Genomic DNA, 17,277 nt, shown 5'->3' with positions numbered 1-17,277 from the left:
GCGACGGCCAGGCCCCGAAGGGAGCCCGCCTCTCCGACGCGACCACGACAGCCGCCCCGCCCAGGCAGGGACGGGGCCCTACTCCCCTGCCTCTTCCTCTGCCTCTGCCTTGACGGACAGGCCCTCGGCGGCGCGGATCGTGTCGCGGTAGACGCGGCCGGCGGCGCGGAGGGCGGTTTCGGGGTCGATGCCGGCGGCTTCGGCGCGGACGGCGAGGGCGAGGAGTTCGTAGCCGATGCCGTCGCCGGTGGGCGTGGGGACATCGAGGCCGGCGGTGCGGACGCGGCTCGCGAGCTTCGCGGCGAGCGCGAGGCCCGGCTGGCCGACGGGGACGCCGTCGGTGACGGACTCACGCTGTTTCTCGACGGCCTTGCTCCGCAGCCACTGGGCCCGGACCTCTTCGGGCGTCTCGGCGGTGGCGTCGCCGAAGACGTGCGGGTGGCGGTTGATCAGCTTGGCGACGATCGTGCCGGCCACGTCGTCCACCGAGAAGGGTTCCTCTTCGTCCTCCTCGGCGATCCGTGCGTGGAAGACGACCTGGAGGAGTACGTCGCCGAGTTCCTCGCGCAGTTCTTCCCGGTCGCCGTCCTCGATGGCCTCGACGAGTTCGTACATCTCCTCGATGCCGTACTTCGCGAGTCCCTGGTGGGTCTGCCGCGAGGACCACGCGCATTCCCGGCGGATCCGGTCCATGACCTGCACGAGGTCGAGCAGGCGGGCGCCGGGCAGGTCGTACGAGCCGGGCAGGAGTTCCAGGTCGGGCATGGTGAAACGACCGGACCCCGCCATCCGCGCGAGTCCGTCGGTCAGGGCCCCGTCACCCTCGCCCGAGGGCAGGACGACGACGGTCCGCCCGCCGGCGCACGCTTCGACGAGTTCGTCGGCGGCGGGCCGCAGGATCTCGACGGCGACACCGGCCTCCCGCAAGTACGGCAACTGGGGGTGGCCGGCGTCGGGGCACAGCACCCGGTCGGCGGCGTGCAGCGTCTGCCACGCGGGCCAGGACAGCAGCCCGGGCGCCACCCGATGGCTGGCGGTGAGCAGGACGACACGACCGGGGTTCTCAGACTTCACTCTTCGAACCTACCCCGCCCACCCACCCAGACCCCCACCCCCACTTCCCCCCCACCCACCGACGCCCGCCCCACACCCCACCCACCCCAGCGGGAGGGCTGCGGGACGGTACGCAGACGGTGGACGGAAGGGAAACCTTCCCTCCACCCACCCCCACTTCCCCACCCACCGGCGCCCGCCCCTCCCCCACCCACCCCAGCGGGAGGGGTGCGGGGCGGTGCGCCACGACGCGGGACGGGAGCGGGGGCTGGGAAGGGGGTCGTGTTCGGAACGTAAAGCGTGATTTGTGGCGCGGAAAAAGGACGCTTCACGCACAAGCAAGGGCTCCGCGCCGTAAATCATGCAGTGCAGAACGCGACCCCCGGACCGGCCCACGCGCACCCACCACGAACCCCCAGCGCACCGCCCCGCAACCCCGACCGCGCCCCGCACCACCACGCCACGCCCACGCCACGCCACCCCCACCGCACCGCAGCGCGCAGCGCTACGCGCCGGCCTCCACCGCGCCCCCCGGCGCCTGCCGCACCCACGGCGCGGCATACGTCCCCAGCGTGATCCGCTCGTTGTCCCACGCCCCGAACCGCGGGTTCACGTCGATCCGCAGCGCCTTCGACGCCGTACTGAACGCCTCGGTCAGCTTCTGCTGCCCCTCGGGGCTGTTCGTCGCCCCGAGCTTCGTCGCGATCTTGTCCATGAGGACGGCGCGGCGGGCGACGTCGTCGATCTCGTCGGGTGCCACGCTCTGCTGCTGGAGCAGCGTGGCGGCCATGGGCTTCTCGCCGCCGCTCTGCTGCGCGAAGGACGCGCGGGCCTGCTGGATCTCGGCGCGGCTGGCGGTGACTCCGTTGTCCCGGGCGACCCGGGCGACCACCTGGTCGAAGATCAGGCTGTGCAGCTTCTGCCGGGTGAGGTCGCCGGTCGCCTTGATCAGCCGGTCCGCTTCGGGTGACGCGGCCTGGGCGGTCCTGACGTCCTTGACCTGCGCCTGGACGGTGGAGACCTCGATCCGCTGACCGTCGACGACGGCCGCGGCCCCGGGATGGGCGTCGCTTCCGCAGGCGGTGAGGAGCGGTGCCGCGGCGATCAGGGCGGCGGCGGAGACGGAGAGCGCTGTGCGGCGGTGCAAAGGAGCCTCCCGGCGTGGGTCGTGCGTCAGATGGGACGACCGTGCGGTGATCGATGGTAGGCAGTCGCCGTGGCGCGGGCCACTACTTGGCGGTGACTGTCTGGCTCGTTTCGGTCGATCCGGCCGGTCCGGTCGTCGCTTCGGTCAACGACGCGCGCGTTCGGGGGGTGTCGGGTCGCAGCATGATCGTCCGGGAGACGAGGAACGTCACGGGGATCGCGGCGGCCGCGGCGAGCAGCGGGGCATAGCGCCCGTCGACGCCCGCCAGCTCGACGAGGACGTAGACGCCGACGGTCGTGATGACGAAGTTCGCCGCGTTGGTGAGCGGGAAGAGCAGGAACTTCCGCCAGGTGGGGCGGGTGCGGTAGGTGACGTACGTGGTGAGGAAGAAGGAGCCGACCATCGACAGCGCGAACGCGGCGACGTGCGCGGCGAGGTACGGCAGCCACTGGCCGAGCAGCAGGTAGAGCCCGTAGTACGTCCCGGTGTTCACGGCGCCCACGAGGGCGAAGCGGATCACCTGCCAGGCCGTCGTCATCGGCGCGCCAACTCCTCCGTGAGCCCGTCCGCCGAGCCCTGCACACTCTGAGCCCGCTCAGGACGCCCGTCCCGCCCGTCCCGCCCCTCCCCCGAACGCGGCGCCGGCGGGACGGCCGTGTTCGTCGCCTGCACCAGGTAGTGCGGGCGGCGCTTCACCTCGTAGTAGATACGGCCGACGTACTCGCCCACCAATCCCAGCATCACCATCTGGACACCGGCGAGCGCCGTGACCGTCACGAGGAGGGTCACATAACCGGGGGTGTCCACGCCGTTCACCAGGGCGACACCCACGATCCAGGCGGCATAGGCGAAAGCGACCGCGACGAGGGTCATTCCGAGATAGACGGCGGCCCGCAACGGTTTGTTGTTGAAGGAGAGAAGGCCGTCGAGACCGTAGTTGAGGAGTTTTCCGAAGGTCCACTTGGAAGTTCCCTGGTCACGCACGGCATTCTCGTACGCGAAGGTCGTCGTCCGGAATCCGACCCAGGCGAACAGGCCCTTGGAGAAACGGTTGTATTCGGTCAGTTCGAGTATCGAGTCGACGGTACGGCGGGACAGCAGCCGGAAGTCTCCGACACCGTCGACGAGTTCCACGTCGACGAGCCGGTTGATCGCCCAGTAGTAGACGCGGGCGGTCAGGGTGCGGGTGAACCGGTCGCCGGTGCGCGAGCGCCGGGCGATGACCTGGTCGTATCCCTCCGCGTGCAGGTCCAGCATGCGGTGGACGAGCTCCGGCGGGTGCTGGAGGTCGGCGTCCATGATGACGACGGCGTCGCCGCGCGCGTGCCGCAGCCCGGCGAGCATCGCCGCCTCCTTGCCGAAGTTGCGGCTGAAGGAGACGTAGCGCGCCCGGGGGTCGCCGGCGGCGATCCCTTCCAGAAGCGGAAGGGTCCGGTCACGACTTCCGTCGTCCACATAGACGATTTCGAAATCGAAAGCGGAATCACCGCCGGGGCGCGAGAGTTCCTGGGTCACCTGGTCGTGGAAACGACCGATGATCTCTTCTTCGTTGAAGCACGGGACCACGATCGAGAGCAGCACGCACGACACCTCAACGGTCCCGTGTGTCGATGCCGGATTCGCCCGGTGACGCGCAGGCGTCCATCGCGTGAACTGCCCGGCGGAGAAGCCTGTTTACGTATTCCCCCCTGCCATATTCGTCTCACCATGAAGATCAGGATTCCGCGGTCGGAAGCACGGGTCCGGAGCCTGGGCCGGAGCCTGGGCCGGAGCCTGGGCCGAGCCGGTCTGGCGCCGCTGTTCGCCGGGCTGCTCACCGTCCTCGCCGTCTGCGCCGGGGACGCCGTCGCCACGACCTGGCCCTTCGGCCGTCATCACCGCTCGGTCAACGACCTGGCCAACCAGTTCCTGCCGTTCCACGCCCACCTGTGGGACCTGCTGCACGGACGGGCCGACGGCGGTCTGCTGCTCAACTGGCAGTCCGGCTGGGGCACCAGCTTCCTGCCGGACCTCGGAACGTATCTGACCAGCCCGTTCGCCCCGCTGGTCGCCCTCGCCCCGCGCGCCGACCTGGAGTACGCCCTCTACGCGGTCACCCTCCTGAAGATGGCCACCGCCTCCGCCGCGATGGCCCACGTCCTGCCACGCCTGCTGCCCCCGAAGGCGCCAACCGGCACCGACACGAACACGGGCACCGCCACCGCCACCGCCACCGCCACGAACACGGGATGGCAGCGGTGGGCGCCGGCGCTGCTCGGGGCCGCGTACGGGCTGTGCGGCTGGTCGATCCTCGAAGCCGTCTACAACCCTATGTGGCTGGACGGCCTGATCGCGTTCCCGCTGCTGTGCCTGGTGGGCGGGGTGTGGGTACGGGAGCGCCGGCGGCCCCTGCTCGGGCCGCTGGTCGTGGCCCTGTGCTGGACCGCCAACTTCTACACCGCGTACATGGCGACCCTCGGCGCCGCGCTCGTCCTCCTGGTGACGGCGCCGCACTGGCGGGTGGTGCTGCGCGGCACGGCGACCGTGCTGCTCGGCATCGGGCTCGCGGCGCCGGTCCTGGTGCCGGTGTTTCTCGGGACGCGCTCGGCCTACCCGGGTCTCGTCAAGGACTTCGCCCCGGCGGGCGGCGCGGATCTCGCGGCGCGGCTGATGCCCGCCACGTACGGGTTCTCGACCCCGGCGCTGTTCGTCGCGACGCTGGTCCCGGTACTCGTGGCGTCGCTGGTGTTCCGCCGCCGGTGGCGGTGGCCGTGCCTGGTGGCGGGGGTCGCGCTGTCGCTCCAGTGGGAGCCGACGCATCTGGTGTGGCATGTCTTCACCACGCCGAACGGCAGCCCGTACCGGCAGACGTTCGTCCTCGCGGGCGTCCTCGTCATCGCCGCGTGGGCGGCGCTCGCGGACGGCCTGCCGGACCGCCGTTCGCTCCTCGGTGGCACCACGCTGATCGGGGCCCTGGCGCTCGCGGCGCTGGGCAGCGGGGAGGCGACGGTGTGGGGTTGGGCACTGTTCGCGGCGGGCCTGCTGTCGGTCTTCGCCCTCCCGTACGCGCGCGGGGAGGCCGCCTCCCGCCCCTCCGTACGCGTGGCGGCGCTCGCGCTCCTGCCCGCCGTCCTGGTGGCGCAGGCCGCCGCGACGACGGCGTGGGGCAACAAGGAACGTCTCGGCCGGCTCGACGACTACCGTCCCTGGACCGCCGCCGACTCCCGCCGGGCCGCCGCGCTCGCGGACGCGGACGGCTGGCCCGCGTACCGCACCGACTCCGGCCGCCCCCAGGTCACCGGCAACGAGCCGATGTCGGTCGGCGGCCAGGGCGGCGCGTACTACAGCAGCCTCACCCCGGACGTCCTCACCCGCACGATGGCCGCGCTCGGCGGCGGCTGGACCTCCCGGGGCCGCAATCTCCAGAGCCTGGACAACCCGGTGACGGACGCGCTGTTCGCGGTCGGCGCGCGCTGGCGGGACGGTGCGGTGGTACGTACGGGACCGGTGGCCCCGCTGCTGACGGTACGGCCCCCGGGCCCGGCGCCCCGGTTCGGCGCCTCGCCGTTCCGCAATCAGGAACTCCTGCTCGGCGCCCGGGTCTACGAGCCGCCGGCCCGCGCGACCGGGGCGTGCCGGGTGGGCACCGAAGTGTTCCTGTGGGCGCCGCAGTTCACCGGGACGGCCCGGCTCGGCACCCGCACCGTGGAGTTGCGCGGCGGGCTGCCCAAGCGGCGCGCGGCCCTGACCTCCCTCGGCGTCCAGCGGATCCCCGGTCTGCGCGCCCTGATCCCCGCGCGCGGGCAGGTCGCCTGTCTGGACCGGACCCGGCTGCGGACGGCGGTGGCGGCGCTGCGGGCCGCCGCGCCGACGGCGATCGAGGTCACCGGCACCGGCGTCCGCGCCACCCTGCGCCCCGGCACCACCGGCACCGTCGTCCTCTCCGCGCCCCGCATCCCGGGCTGGACCTGCGACGGCCGCCCGGCCGGTTCCTACGCCGGCCTCGTCGCCACCCCGGCCACCTCGGCCGCCCCCGCCACCCCGACCGCGCGCACCGTCACCTGCTCCTTCCGTCCCCCGGGCCTGCGCGCGGGACTGGGGACGGCGGGCGCGGCTCTGCTGCTGCTCACGGCGTGGGTGACGGCGAGCAGCCGCCGAGGCCGAAGCCGAAGGAAGAACCGGCCCGGGGCCGCCGCAACACCATGACTCCAGGGCGCCGTGACTCCGTCAGGAGGGGGCGCGCTCCCACTCCACGGCCTTCAGCAGCCACGCCCGGTCGTCGGCACTGAGCAGCGGGTCCGTGAGTCCCGGGTCCGCCAGCAGCGCGTGCACCTCGGGGGCATGGGCCGCGAAGGCGGCCCGGCACGCGGCGCGTTCCCGGCGGTCGCGGTCCATCGGGCCCAAGGGCTCTCCGAGCCCGCCGCCCGTGTCGGCCGCGTCGGACTCGTCCGGCTCGGAGATCATGGCGGCGAACACCACCAGCTCGATCAAGCCCTTGCGCACCACGAGACCGGGATCGGCCGCCAGCCGGATCACGAACGGCAGGACGGCCGGCATCGCCCCGCCGATGTGCAACGGGCTGTCCATCGTGACGCAGTCCAGCGCACGCAGGGCCTCGGGGCCGCCGGTGTCGTCAAGGAGTGCCCGGAGGACGAGCGGGACGCCGGCCGGACATCCGTGGATCCCGGACCAGTTGACCTCCTCGCAGCCCGCCAACGCGGGATGGCCGGCCGACGCGGGCCCCTCCAGCCACGGATACGCACGCAGGAGCCGTGCGACGGCCTCTTCCTTCATCGCCCCGGTCACCACGCACATACCGCCGCCCCCCCCTGCTCTCACTCCCGACACGGCCGACCGTACGCCGTCACGACATCCCCTCGGCGAGCGTCTTCATGTCAGGCGGGCTCGCGCAGGGGTGACGCTTCTTTGGCCGAAAACGGTCACTGCGCGGAATACCGCCCGTCCGGGCGGGCGCTGCCCCTCCACACGCAGTGCCCGGAAGCGCATTCACTCCTCTCACACGGAGGCATCCACTCATGTCAGTCGAGTTGAACCACACCATCGTCCACTCCCTGAACGACCTGGAATCGGCCAAGTTCCTCGCCGATCTCCTGGGCCTCGAAGTCGGCGACCGGATGGGCCCGTTCATCCCCGTGACCACCGCCAACGGGGTGACCCTGGACTACGCCACCGTTCCGGCGGAGGACATCACCACGCAGCACTACGCGTTCCTCGTCTCCGACGAGGTGTTCGACACCGCCTTCGAGCGCATCAAGGAGGCCGGGATCACGTACTACGCCGATCCCCACCGCACGCGGGTCAACGAGATCAACCACAACCACGGCGGGCGCGGTCTGTACTTCGTGGACCCGTCCGGGCACTACATGGAGATCCTCACCAGCCCCTACGGCACCCCGGCAGCTTCGTAGGACGGACGGAACAGAGACGGACGGACGGGCCGGGGAGAACACCCCCGGCCCGCCCTACAGCAGCACCACACACCCGCGCCGTTCCAGCGCCGTCGACAGCTCCGGGGGCAGCTCGCAGGGGTTCCAGCGGAGGTCGAGTTTCTCCAGTGACGGCAGCCGGTCCGTCACCCAATCCGGCAGCCGGGTGAGGCGGTTGGCGCGCAGGTCGACGTGGCGGAGCAGGGGCAGTCCGGCGAGTACCGGCGGGAACTCGGTGAAGGAGTTCTCCCGCAGGTCCAGGTGGCGCAGTTCGCGCAGCCCGGCCGTGGACGTGGGCAGGCGGTCGAGCAGGTTGCCCCGGAGCCACAGTTCGCGCAGGCGGGTGAGTCCGCCGAGGGTGTCGGGCAGGGCGGTCAGCCGGTTGTGCTGGGCGCGCAGTTCGATCAGGCCGGCCATGCGCCCTACGGCCTCCGGCAGCGCGGCGAGCCGGTTCTCCCCGGCATTGAGGTAGCGCAGCCGGGTCAACCGGCCCAAAGCCTCGGGGAGTTCGGTCAGCTCGTTGTCGTGGACGTAGAGGAAGCCGTCGAGCGCGGCCAGCTCCCCCAGTTCGACGGGCAGTTCGGTCAGCCGGTTGTGGCCGAGGTCCAGGGTGGACAGGGCCCGCAAACCGCCGATCGAGGAGGGGAGTTCGGTGAGCCCGTTGTCCGCGAGGATCAGCACGCGCAGGTCGGTGCGCTCCCACACGGACTCCGGAACCTCACCCAGTTCCCGCCGCCACAGATTCACCACGTCGGTCGTCGTCACGCCCCGACCTTAGACCTGGAGCCGAAGAGCAGAGCCGGAAAAGGGACCGGGCCCCTACCGCCAACGGGGAGGCGGCTGGGGCCCGGCGTCTGGGGGCCGTGGGGGCGGGGCCGACCGGACAAGGAGGGAAGAGGTTCGCGGAAGAGCCTCTGGGAGGACAGTACGACGCCTCTCGCCCGAACTTCGCCTTCCCCGCCCACAGTTCACTGGATCGACTGAACCTTCCAGGGCTCGCTCGACACCCGCGCACCCCCTGTGAGAGGAGGAGTGACGGGGGTCACTCGGATCCCTGTCACAACTCCCCGACTCGCGACGTCGTAGGGGTGAAGCTGACACACGACAGAGGAGAGCGTCATGGAACCCCGCATCAACCCCTTCGGCAACCCGCTCGCCCTCAAGATGTTCAAGCACCTCACGGGCGCCGGAATGGCCCTGGTCACCGACTCCACACTCCCGGAGTCCCTCCAGGAGCTGGTGAAGATCCGCGCCAGCCAGATCAACGGCTGCGGCGCCTGCCTGGACATGCACACCAAGGAGGCCACCGCCGCCGGCGAGACCTCCGTGCGGCTCGCCCTCGTCGGCGCCTGGCGCGAGGCCACCGTCTACACCGACGCCGAGCGCGCGGCCCTCGCCCTCACCGAGTACGGGACCCGTCTCGCCGACGGGTACGGCATCCCGGACGACGTCTGGGAGGCGGCGGCCAAGCACTTCGACGAGGACCAGCTGATCGCCCTCACCGGCCTGATCGCCCTGATCAACGCCTTCAACCGGATCAACGTCATGCTCCGCCTCCCGGCGGGCGAGTACAAGGTCGGCCAGTACTCCACGAAGGGCTGACGCCCTTCACCCACCATCGTGCTCCTGCGCCAGATGACGGCGCAGGAGCACGATGACGTCGGTCTCGGCGCTCCCGTCGTACCGCACCAGCGCCTTCCGCCACAGCCCGGCCAGGTCGTCACAGGCCACGCAGCCCTTTACGGGCACGGGCAGCGGCGGCAGTTCCCGGTCCAGCTGCGAGGCCACGGCGGCCCGCGCGCGGTCGTTGACCACGCGAACCCCCGCGCTCAGCCGCTCGGCCGGGGTGGCGGGCCGGACGCGCCGCGGATCCGCCGACCACTCCCGCCCGCCGCCGATGGGCCGCAGCATCACATACGGTCCGTCATCACCCCGGAACTCCCCTACCACACCCGCCACTTCGTCATACACAAAAGAGCCGCATTCCATGACAACCGGTCCTCTCGGCGAATACCCTCTGTAGTGGGGCATGTCGAGAATGGACCCTGGGCAGGCTGGCACAGCCGGATCAGGGGACGTCGCTCACGGCGTCGCTCCGGTACTTCCACACCTTCCAGAGGGAGTGCGTGATGCCACCAAGAAGGGTGATCACGGGTCGCAGTCAGGAACCGCGCACGCGGTTCGCTCAAGAACTGCGGCAACTGCGGCTACACCACAAACTGACCTTCCGGGCCCTGGGCGACGCGCTGGGCTGGGACTGGTCCCTGTTCTCCAAGATGGAGAAAGGCGAGACGATCGGCGGCCCGGAGGTCATCCAGGCGCTGGAGACGTATTACAAGGTGCCAGGGCTGCTCCTGGCACTCTGGGAACTGGCGTTGGGGGACCCGACGCAGTTCAAGGAGCGATACCGGCGGTACATGGCGCTTGAGGCCGAGGCAGTGAACCTGTGGCATCACGCCGTGAGCGTGTTGCCAGGGCTGCTTCAGACCGAGGCATATGCGCGAACACTGCTGGCATCCGGCGGTCTGAAGGGAAAGGAACTGGAGGAGCAAGTAGCGGCACGCATAGGGCGTCGCGAGCTGCTGTCCGGAGATCAGGCCCCGCAGTTCCGCACGATTCTCTCCGAGACTGTCTTGCGTACGCCGCTGGGCGACCTCGGCGAGTGGCGTGAGCAGCTGGAATACCTGCTGATGCTGAGCGAACGCCCCAACATCACCATTCAGGTCATGCCGGCCTCCGAAGGGCTCTACGCCCTGTCCAGCACGGACGTGATGTTCCTGCGCCTTGCAGACGGCCGTACTGTGGCCTGGGTCGAGACGTTCCACACAGGTGAACTCCTCACGGACGCAAGCGCGATCGAGCGCCTTCAGCTCGGTTACGATCACGTCCGCGATCGGGCCCTGTCACCGGTCCAGACACAGAAGTTGATCCTGAAGACGCTGGAGGAAGCGCAGTGCGATCCGTCGACTTGAACCACATCACGTGGCGGAAGAGCTCCTACAGCAACGCCGACGGCGGGCAGTGCCTCGAAGTCTCGGACGGCCTCCCCCTCGTGCCCGTCCGTGACAGCAAGAACCCCACCGGACCCACGCTCGTCTTCCCGACGCGCGTCTGGGGAACCTTCGTCGACGGGGTCAAGTAGTCGACCGCACCAACCATGCGGCGGGTGCCTCCCCTCTCGGGGTGAGGCACCCGCCGCATTTTCCGGCATGACGATCAGCAAGCAAGGGAAAGCTCGCCGCCGAGACGCCTGCCGATTCCCGAGTCACCGGAGGAAATGCCGTGCGATCCGTCGACTTGAGCCGCCTCTCCTGGCGCAAGAGCTCCTACAGCAACGCCGACGGCGGCGAGTGTGTCGAGGTGTCCGATGACCTCCTCGCCCACGCCTCCTGGCGCAAGAGCTCCTACAGCAACGCCGACGGCGGCAACTGCCTCGAAGTCTCGGACGGCCTTCCCCTCGTCCCCGTCCGTGACAGCAAGAACCCCACCGGACCCACGCTCGTCTTCCCGACGCGCGTCTGGGGAACCTTCGTCGACGGGGTCAAGTAGTCGACTGCACCAACCATGCGGCGGGTGCCTCCCCTCTCGGGGTGAGGCACCCGCCGCATTTTCCGGCATGGAGATCGGCGGGAGGGGATCAAGTGATCCGTTCGCCGGTCACACGTGCTGTTCGTCTCCGTAGTGGTCGTCGCCGTAGGGGCTGTCCCCGTAGGTGTCGTCCCCGTAGGGCTTCTGTTCGGGCTTGCAGGGCTTGCCCGGGGCGCGGCTGTTGGAGATTTCGGCGGTCAGCCCTGCCTCCGCGTTCTCCTCGGTGAGCGTGTAGGGGCCGGAGACCGGGTCCGCCGGGGCGAGGAATCCATCGGGGGTGGCGGTTTCCTTCAGGTAGTACGTGCCGAGTTCGAGGTCGTCGAACCCGCAGGTGCCCGAGGAGCCCGTGGTGCAGACGTTGACGAGGGTGTCGGGGTCGGCGCCTTCGGTCTGGAGGCCGGGGATGCCGTTGGTCTCCTCCCAGAGCTGGAAGGTGCCGCCCGCGAGGGGCCGGCCGGTTTCCTCGGCGCGTTTGACGACGGTGATGCGGCCCCGGGAGGGTTCCGCGATCGGAGTGTTGGTGCGCGTGATGGTGAGGCCGTCGGGATAGTAGGCGTCGTTGAAGACGAAGGGCCCCGTGACGGGGTCGGCGGGGGGCTCGTAACCGTCGGGAGTCCTGGCCTCCAGCAGGTAGTAGTCCCTGAAGACGAGGGAGTTGACCCGGCACTCGCCCATGATGTTCGAGATGCAGCGCGCGACGAAATAGTCGGGGTCGTCCCCGGTGGTCTGGAGGCCGGGGATGCCGTTGCTCTCCGTCCAGAGCTCGAAGACGGCATCGGGCACGGGCTCGCCGGTCGTGGCATCGATCTTGTGCACGATGAAGGGCGCCGCCTGCGGGCCGTCGTCCGTCGGCACGATCTCCTGGATGGGCGGCGAGGCGATCTCGGCCATGCCGACCCTGCCGTGTGCGACGGCCGTGTTGGTGACGGACTCGTGGTCCTCGTCGGCCTGGGTGATCGTGTACGACCCGGTGCACGTCATCTGCCGGCGGCCGGGCAGCACGCTGCCCGGGCAGTGGACGGGGTTGTGGTCGTCGGTGACATAGACGCCGGTGACCGTGGTGTCGCGGTTGTTGGTGATGACGTACTCGTACCGGGCCACGTCCCCGGGATGCAGATTTCCCCGCAGCCGGGTCTCCCTGGTCATGTGCTTGTCCAGGGTGAGCTGTGTCAGTCGGTCGTCTTGCGCCCAGGCGTTCTGCGCGGTGGCCAGCGGCAGGAGGGCCGCCATCAGCAGACCGATTCTTGCCAGACTTCTTCTCATAAATGACATTTTGTGAACCTGCTGCGACCGTATACCGCAACACGCTCTTCCCCGCACCCGGGACCATGCGAATGGCCCCCACCCACGGCAGCCACCGTCACCGTCACCGTCACCGTCGCCGTCGCCGTCCGGACCGAGCAGCTGCACCCACCCCACCTCATCGGTCTAAGGAGACGCGGTGGCAGTGCCGCTCTCCGGGGCGCACGCCTTCGCCTTGAACTCCTCCATCGGGACCAGGGCCGTCGGCTCCTCGCCGTCGTCGTAGAGGACCATCCCCGGGGTGAGCCGGGCGCGGTCGGCCAGGGTGAACGAAACGCTGGCCGCCGACCAGGAGCTGTCCTTGGTCCACCCGTAGAACGAATAGACGGTCTCGGCGGTGAGCGAGGCGAGCGGTGTGGTCGTGGTCCAGCCGTCGGCGGGGGTGTCCAGGGGCCAGGTGGTCAGTCCCGGCGCGAGGTGGCGGTCGGACGCCCAGGAGCCCACCGTCACGTCCAGGTCGGGGTCCTCGCTGCTCACGAAGAGCGTCGCGCCGTCGATGTGATGACCGCAGACCATCATCACGCCGAGCAGTTGCCCCTCGCCGGACACCGAGACGCCGGCGACGGCGTCCACCGGGACCGTGCACCCCGAGGTCGTGGCCAGGGCCACGCCGACGACGACCGTGCCGACAAGCCGCCGGAACACCGGCCGTGAAGTGATCGACCGCATGACGAGCCCCTCTGTCCGGGGTGCGCGTGTGATGCCCCCTCCCGCTTGATCGTAAGGGTGATCAGCGGGCCTGCGGCAGGGCTTGCGCGCACCCGTTGTGCGCTCGTTTTCCGCCTCCATGGCCTTCGGCTCAGGCGGCGGTCCGTTGCTCCCCCTGGGAGCGGCAGCCGCCGCATGTGCCCGGGTGCGGGGAGCGGAAGGCGCGGTCGCAACTGTCGCAGTTCTGGAGGGGGATCGGCCCCGCCGCCCTGGCCGGGACCGGGAGCGGTGGCGGCAGCATGGTTCTCAGGCGGTAGGCGAGCAGGCCGGCCGGGTGGGCCAGGCGGTCCGGCAGGAGGGCCGTGAGGGTGTGGCGTACGCCGTCGGGATGGGCCCCGCGTGCGAACCACGCGTTCACCCCCGGCACCAACTTGTGGACATCGCGCGCCGAGAGCAACAGGCGGGGGTCGTACTGCCGTAGGCCCATGAGGAGTTCGGCGGCAGGGCCGGTGGGCGGCGGGATGTCCGGGGGCTGCCGCTTCGGCTGCGCACCCGACGTGTACGTGCGTCTCCCCGCACGGGGTGCACCCTTACGGGCCGGTGCACGGCCTCCCGAAGGCGGCTCGGGGTCCGGGTCGGGGTCGGGATCCGCGTCGGGGCCGGGGGCGGGCTCGGGTCCCGCATCAGGGCCGGGATCCGGCTCGGGGCCCGCGTCGGGGCCGGGGTCCGCATCAAGGGCGGGGGCCGCGTCCAGGTCGGGCTCGGGGTCCGTGTCGGGGTCCGGCTCCGGGTCGGGCTCCGCAGCGGGCGTCGGGGGCCGCTCGGCGGGCGGTACGGCCTCCGCTCCCGGCTCCGACCACGGCTCCGGCTCCGGCTCCACCTCCAGCTCCCGATCCGGCGCCCGCTCCGCCTCCGGCGTGCTCTCCGCCGCCAGGACGGGCCCGGTCCGCTGCTGCGGTACGAACCTCGCCTCCAGCGGCCACGCGGGCCCCAGGGCCGCCACGCCCAAGGCGGCTTGCAGGAAGCGTCGTTCCTCCGGGGAGAGGTCCGAATCCGGCTCGGGCTCGGGCTCCGGCTCGGGCTCGGGCTCCAGCTGCGCGTAGACCCCGCCGCCGAGCGACTCGTAGACCGTCTCGCAGCCCTTCTCGTCGCTCTCGCCGTCGAGGCCCTCGATCTCGATCCAGCAGGCGTCGGGGTGGTTGTAGAAGATCGTGCGGCTGATGATCCCCCCTTCGGGGAGCTTCTCCTTGAAGCGGTACAGGAAGCCGTGCTCCTCCAGCTCGCGCAGCGCGGAGGCGATCCGGATCTCCCCTTCGGGGAACTCGCGGGCGAGCGTGCGGATGTCCGCCGGTGCGCCGTCGCGCAGCGACAGGAGGTGGACGCCGAGGCCGATGGCCATCAGCGACATCTCCTTGTGCTGGGAGAGCGCGTCGGCGACGCACGAATACCCGTGCGTGAGCTTCAAGTTGACGTGAAGGACACCGGATCGGGTCACAGTCATGCGGTTCAGCGGCAGGACGCGGCGGCGGCCGCTAAGGTTCTGAATATCCATCAGGAAGGTTTGGCTTCCGTGTTGGTCAGGCCCTCGGCTCGGGAGTGCAAGTCCCGCCGGGGGCCGACTTTTTTGACTTGGCGAGGGCGAGCATATGGCACGCAACAGACCGCAAATCCAGACCACTTGGCACAGTTCACCCATCCAGGTGACAACCCCCTCAAGCGTTGCCACGGGGAGGAGGGGAGGGGTGGGGTTGGGTACTTCCCTCCGGTACTTAAGTCTTTGATCGCGTGGGCCACCGGGGCATTCACCACCGCCTCGCGCGTTTCCACGTTCCGGCCCCCCACCTGCCCCTTTCTCGGCCCTCACCCCCGGCCTCCGATCCCGCCCCCGCCCCCGACCCCTCCCCCGGACATGCCGAAGGGGCCGATCCGAAGACCGGCCCCTTCCAAGATCCTTACCGCTCGCGCGCGAGATCAGCCCTTCTCGACGGGCTCCATGCACAGGACGAACTTGTCCGGACCGAGCTTCTGCGCGACCGCCGACAGCTCCTCGCCGCACTTGTCGAGGTCGAAGGTGCCCTTGTGGACCTGCGTGACCTTGTAGAGATCGGCGCCACCCTTGGAGCAGTCCGTGGTCTCGACCTTCGGGTCGTTCTCCGCACCGGTGACGGTGATGCACTCGCCGACCTCGGCGTGGACCGGGGCGTCACCCGTGAGGTACGGGATGCCGAGCTTGACGGCGGTGCCGACGACGAGGATCGCGACGAAACCGCCGACCTTCTTCAGCACGGCGGAACCCTTCTTCTGCGGAGCCGGCTCGGGAGCGGACATCGGCGCCTGAGGCGGAACCGGAGCACCCTGCGGGTCGGCGAAGGGGTTGGACTGCGGAGGCGTAGTCATCGCGGAATCATCCTTGAACGGCGTGGACATGATCTAACACGCACGCTACAGACCACAAAACGACCAAAAAGGATCTAGATCGATCCGAAACCCAATCAGATACGGACTCGTAATTTTGCGGCGCACATCACACCCTCAGGGGTGGTGTGTCGGTCAGAGGTCTGACGACCCCACCTCATAGGGCCGAACGGCCCTCCCTGTGGATAACTCGGCCGCGATTCGATCATTGACATGACCGGTCATCACGACGACTACCACGCGCTCCTCGCCCGACGTGAGGCGATGAAGCTGCGGGACAACCTCCTTCGGCCTTCCCGTTCGACCGGAGGGGACAACGGCCACCCGCCCGCCCCGCTCCAGCCGTACGACGGCGCGGCCGACCAGGAGGCGATCACCCGGAGCCTCGCCGCGGTGACCCCCTTCAGCACCCTCATCAACCGCCTCTACGAGGCGATGTTCAGCCACCACCCGTATCTGCGGCAGCTCTTCCCGGACGCGATGGAGTTCCAGCAGGCCCACCTTGAGAAGGCCTTCTGGTACATGATCGACCACCTCGACCGGCCGGACGAGCTCACCGCGGCCTTCGCCCAGCTCGGCCGCGACCACCGCAGGCTCGGGGTTCTTCCCGTGCACTACGAGGTGTTCGAGGCGTCCCTGGTCACGGCCCTGCGCTCATGCGCGGGCCACGCATGGACGGCCGAGGCCGAGCAGGCCTGGGTCCGGATGACGCGTACAGTCTCCGCCGCCATGGTGAACGGGGCCCAACGCGCCATTGGCGAGCCCGTGTCGTGGAACGCAACCGTCACCGAACATGAGCGGCGCGGCGCCGACCTGGCCGTCATCCGGGTGCGGCCGGCCGAGCCGTACCCCTTCCGCGCCGGTCAGTACGCGCGCGTGGAATCGCCGATGCTGCCGCACACCTGGCGGCCGTACACCCCGGCCTGCGTGCCCGGCGAGGAGCTGGAGTTCCACGTCCGGCGCACCGGCCCCGGCGGCGTCAGCGACGCGCTCGTCACCCAGACGCGCGTCGGCGACGAACTGCGCCTCGGCCCCGCCCAGGGCCACGCCACGCTCGACGAACAGCTCGACCGGGACATCCTGATCGTCGCGGGCGGCACCGGCTGGGCCAACGCCAAGGGCCTCCTCCAGGAGCTGTCCCACCGCCGCCCGGCGGGCCTGTCCGCCCACCTCTTCCTGGGCTCGCGGACGGAGGCGGAACTGTACGATGAGACCGCCCTCGCACGCCTGGAGGAGCGCTGCCCGTGGCTGCGCGTCACCCGCGTCATCGACGACGGGCGCCACGGCGACCTGCTCATGGACACCGTCCTCAAGGCCGGGGCCGGGGCCGCCGGTTCGGGCTCCGCGTCCGGCTCCGGGTCCACGTCAGGGTCCGCGTCCGGGTCCGGGGGCGCCGACTGGTCGCGGCACACCGTCTTCGTCAGCGGTCCGGCCGGCCTCGTGGCCTCGGCCGGCTGGCGGTTCACGGAGGCGGGCGTCCCGCAGGACCGGATCCGTCACGACCCGCTGCCCGTGACCTCCACCGGCGCCACCCAGAACACCCCCTCGGCGCACTCCGTCCCCTCGGCCCACTCGGCCCCGCAGGGCCTGACCACCCAGGGGTTCGCGGCGCCCGTGCAGACGCACTTCGCCGCCGGGGCGGGGGCCCAGCTCTGACGATCCCCTAAGGGACGACGGGGCCAAGGGACAACAGGGCGT

General features: G+C 70.4%; 18 protein-coding genes. 7 read left to right on the top strand and 11 right to left on the bottom strand.

Annotated elements, in window-relative coordinates; genetic code table 11:
• Positions 1-78: 78 nt before the first annotated feature.
• The 4 genes from ABZ990_RS16600 to ABZ990_RS16585 all read right to left on the bottom strand — a co-directional run bounded on the left by ABZ990_RS16600 (position 79) and on the right by ABZ990_RS16585 (position 3,781).
• Positions 79-1,074: a nucleoside triphosphate pyrophosphohydrolase gene (locus tag ABZ990_RS16600; protein ID WP_361231418.1), complete on the bottom strand. Its 996-nt coding sequence runs from the start codon at positions 1,072-1,074 to the stop codon at positions 79-81.
• Positions 1,075-1,558: 484 nt separating this feature from the next.
• Complete coding sequence (locus ABZ990_RS16595; protein WP_361231416.1) at positions 1,559-2,200, bottom strand: SurA N-terminal domain-containing protein; 642 nt, start codon at positions 2,198-2,200, stop codon at positions 1,559-1,561.
• Positions 2,201-2,282: 82 nt separating this feature from the next.
• Positions 2,283-2,738 (bottom strand): GtrA family protein, encoded by a 456-nt coding sequence (locus tag ABZ990_RS16590; RefSeq protein WP_361231414.1) that lies wholly within the window; start codon positions 2,736-2,738, stop codon positions 2,283-2,285.
• Positions 2,735-3,781: a glycosyltransferase family 2 protein gene (locus ABZ990_RS16585; protein ID WP_361231412.1), complete on the bottom strand. Its 1,047-nt coding sequence runs from the start codon at positions 3,779-3,781 to the stop codon at positions 2,735-2,737. Before ABZ990_RS16585 ends, ABZ990_RS16590 begins: the two co-directional genes overlap by 4 nt.
• A 126-nt stretch (positions 3,782-3,907) precedes the next feature.
• On the opposite strand from ABZ990_RS16585, the gene ABZ990_RS16580 reads away from it, so the two are divergent.
• Positions 3,908-6,385 carry a YfhO family protein gene (locus ABZ990_RS16580; RefSeq protein ID WP_361231410.1) on the top strand — a complete coding sequence of 826 codons (2,478 nt, stop codon included), beginning with the start codon at positions 3,908-3,910 and terminating at the stop codon, positions 6,383-6,385.
• Positions 6,386-6,406: 21 nt separating this feature from the next.
• On the opposite strand, the gene ABZ990_RS16575 is transcribed toward ABZ990_RS16580, so the two are convergent.
• Positions 6,407-6,973: a hypothetical protein gene (locus ABZ990_RS16575; RefSeq protein ID WP_361231408.1), complete on the bottom strand. Its 567-nt coding sequence runs from the start codon at positions 6,971-6,973 to the stop codon at positions 6,407-6,409.
• Between the two features lie 242 nt (positions 6,974-7,215).
• Here ABZ990_RS16575 and ABZ990_RS16570 point away from each other — a divergent pair, with 242 nt between their 5' ends.
• Complete coding sequence (locus tag ABZ990_RS16570) at positions 7,216-7,608, top strand: VOC family protein (protein WP_361231406.1); 393 nt, start codon at positions 7,216-7,218, stop codon at positions 7,606-7,608.
• Between the two features lie 54 nt (positions 7,609-7,662).
• Here ABZ990_RS16570 and ABZ990_RS16565 read toward each other — a convergent pair whose 3' ends face one another.
• Complete coding sequence (locus tag ABZ990_RS16565; RefSeq protein ID WP_361231404.1) at positions 7,663-8,391, bottom strand: leucine-rich repeat domain-containing protein; 729 nt, start codon at positions 8,389-8,391, stop codon at positions 7,663-7,665.
• A 354-nt stretch (positions 8,392-8,745) separates the two neighbouring features.
• Here ABZ990_RS16565 and ABZ990_RS16560 point away from each other — a divergent pair, with 354 nt between their 5' ends.
• Positions 8,746-9,228 (top strand): carboxymuconolactone decarboxylase family protein, encoded by a 483-nt coding sequence (locus ABZ990_RS16560; protein ID WP_361231402.1) that lies wholly within the window; start codon positions 8,746-8,748, stop codon positions 9,226-9,228.
• A 6-nt stretch (positions 9,229-9,234) separates the two neighbouring features.
• Here ABZ990_RS16560 and ABZ990_RS16555 read toward each other — a convergent pair whose 3' ends face one another.
• Positions 9,235-9,537, bottom strand: a complete 303-nt coding sequence (locus ABZ990_RS16555) for a hypothetical protein (protein ID WP_361231400.1) — start codon at positions 9,535-9,537, stop codon at positions 9,235-9,237.
• Positions 9,538-9,755: 218 nt separating this feature from the next.
• Between ABZ990_RS16555 and ABZ990_RS16550 the strand changes: the two genes are divergently transcribed.
• The 3 genes from ABZ990_RS16550 (at position 9,756) to ABZ990_RS16540 (ending at position 11,175) form a co-directional block, all read left to right on the top strand.
• The gene (locus ABZ990_RS16550; protein WP_361231398.1) at positions 9,756-10,598 is read left to right on the top strand and encodes a helix-turn-helix transcriptional regulator; all 843 of its coding nucleotides are present in this window, start codon (positions 9,756-9,758) and stop codon (positions 10,596-10,598) included.
• Positions 10,580-10,768, top strand: a complete 189-nt coding sequence (locus ABZ990_RS16545) for a DUF397 domain-containing protein (protein ID WP_361231397.1) — start codon at positions 10,580-10,582, stop codon at positions 10,766-10,768. The genes ABZ990_RS16550 and ABZ990_RS16545 overlap by 19 nt, the downstream gene beginning before the upstream one ends.
• A 140-nt stretch (positions 10,769-10,908) precedes the next feature.
• Positions 10,909-11,175 carry a DUF397 domain-containing protein gene (locus tag ABZ990_RS16540; RefSeq protein WP_361231395.1) on the top strand — a complete coding sequence of 89 codons (267 nt, stop codon included), beginning with the start codon at positions 10,909-10,911 and terminating at the stop codon, positions 11,173-11,175.
• 108 nt (positions 11,176-11,283) lie between these two features.
• Here ABZ990_RS16540 and ABZ990_RS16535 read toward each other — a convergent pair whose 3' ends face one another.
• From ABZ990_RS16535 to ABZ990_RS16520, 4 genes are all read right to left on the bottom strand, one after another.
• On the bottom strand, positions 11,284-12,477 hold the full coding sequence (locus ABZ990_RS16535; RefSeq protein ID WP_361231393.1) for a SpaA isopeptide-forming pilin-related protein: 1,194 nt from the start codon (positions 12,475-12,477) through the stop codon (positions 11,284-11,286).
• 165 nt (positions 12,478-12,642) lie between these two features.
• Positions 12,643-13,185 (bottom strand): hypothetical protein, encoded by a 543-nt coding sequence (locus ABZ990_RS16530; protein WP_361231391.1) that lies wholly within the window; start codon positions 13,183-13,185, stop codon positions 12,643-12,645.
• Between the two features lie 130 nt (positions 13,186-13,315).
• Positions 13,316-14,665: a hypothetical protein gene (locus ABZ990_RS16525; RefSeq protein ID WP_361231389.1), complete on the bottom strand. Its 1,350-nt coding sequence runs from the start codon at positions 14,663-14,665 to the stop codon at positions 13,316-13,318.
• 470 nt (positions 14,666-15,135) lie between these two features.
• A complete protein-coding gene (locus ABZ990_RS16520; RefSeq protein WP_361231387.1) occupies positions 15,136-15,561 on the bottom strand; it encodes a hypothetical protein in 426 nt (141 codons plus the stop codon).
• Positions 15,562-15,792: 231 nt separating this feature from the next.
• Here ABZ990_RS16520 and ABZ990_RS16515 point away from each other — a divergent pair, with 231 nt between their 5' ends.
• Positions 15,793-17,235: a globin domain-containing protein gene (locus ABZ990_RS16515; RefSeq protein ID WP_361231385.1), complete on the top strand. Its 1,443-nt coding sequence runs from the start codon at positions 15,793-15,795 to the stop codon at positions 17,233-17,235.
• The last annotated feature ends 42 nt before the right edge of the window (positions 17,236-17,277 follow it).

This window comes from Streptomyces sp. NPDC046203, from assembly GCF_040646255.1.
Classification (GTDB): Bacteria; Actinomycetota; Actinomycetes; order Streptomycetales; family Streptomycetaceae; genus Streptomyces.
The sequence above is the reverse complement of the archived record's forward strand: the minus strand, read 5'-3'. Positions and strand labels throughout refer to the sequence as shown.

Coding starts and splice junctions, on each gene's coding strand:
- ABZ990_RS16590 (WP_361231414.1), bottom strand. CDS start 2,738: ATGACGACGGCCTGGCAGGTGATCCGCTTCGCCCTCGTGGGCGCCGTG.
- ABZ990_RS16580 (WP_361231410.1), top strand. CDS start 3,908: ATGAAGATCAGGATTCCGCGGTCGGAAGCACGGGTCCGGAGCCTGGGC.
- ABZ990_RS16575 (WP_361231408.1), bottom strand. CDS start 6,973: ATGAAGGAAGAGGCCGTCGCACGGCTCCTGCGTGCGTATCCGTGGCTG.
- ABZ990_RS16570 (WP_361231406.1), top strand. CDS start 7,216: ATGTCAGTCGAGTTGAACCACACCATCGTCCACTCCCTGAACGACCTG.
- ABZ990_RS16560 (WP_361231402.1), top strand. CDS start 8,746: ATGGAACCCCGCATCAACCCCTTCGGCAACCCGCTCGCCCTCAAGATG.
- ABZ990_RS16555 (WP_361231400.1), bottom strand. CDS start 9,537: ATGCTGCGGCCCATCGGCGGCGGGCGGGAGTGGTCGGCGGATCCGCGG.
- ABZ990_RS16550 (WP_361231398.1), top strand. CDS start 9,756: ATGCCACCAAGAAGGGTGATCACGGGTCGCAGTCAGGAACCGCGCACG.
- ABZ990_RS16535 (WP_361231393.1), bottom strand. CDS start 12,477: ATGAGAAGAAGTCTGGCAAGAATCGGTCTGCTGATGGCGGCCCTCCTG.
- ABZ990_RS16530 (WP_361231391.1), bottom strand. CDS start 13,185: ATGCGGTCGATCACTTCACGGCCGGTGTTCCGGCGGCTTGTCGGCACG.
- ABZ990_RS16525 (WP_361231389.1), bottom strand. CDS start 14,665: ATGACTGTGACCCGATCCGGTGTCCTTCACGTCAACTTGAAGCTCACG.
- ABZ990_RS16520 (WP_361231387.1), bottom strand. CDS start 15,561: ATGACTACGCCTCCGCAGTCCAACCCCTTCGCCGACCCGCAGGGTGCT.
- ABZ990_RS16515 (WP_361231385.1), top strand. CDS start 15,793: ATGACCGGTCATCACGACGACTACCACGCGCTCCTCGCCCGACGTGAG.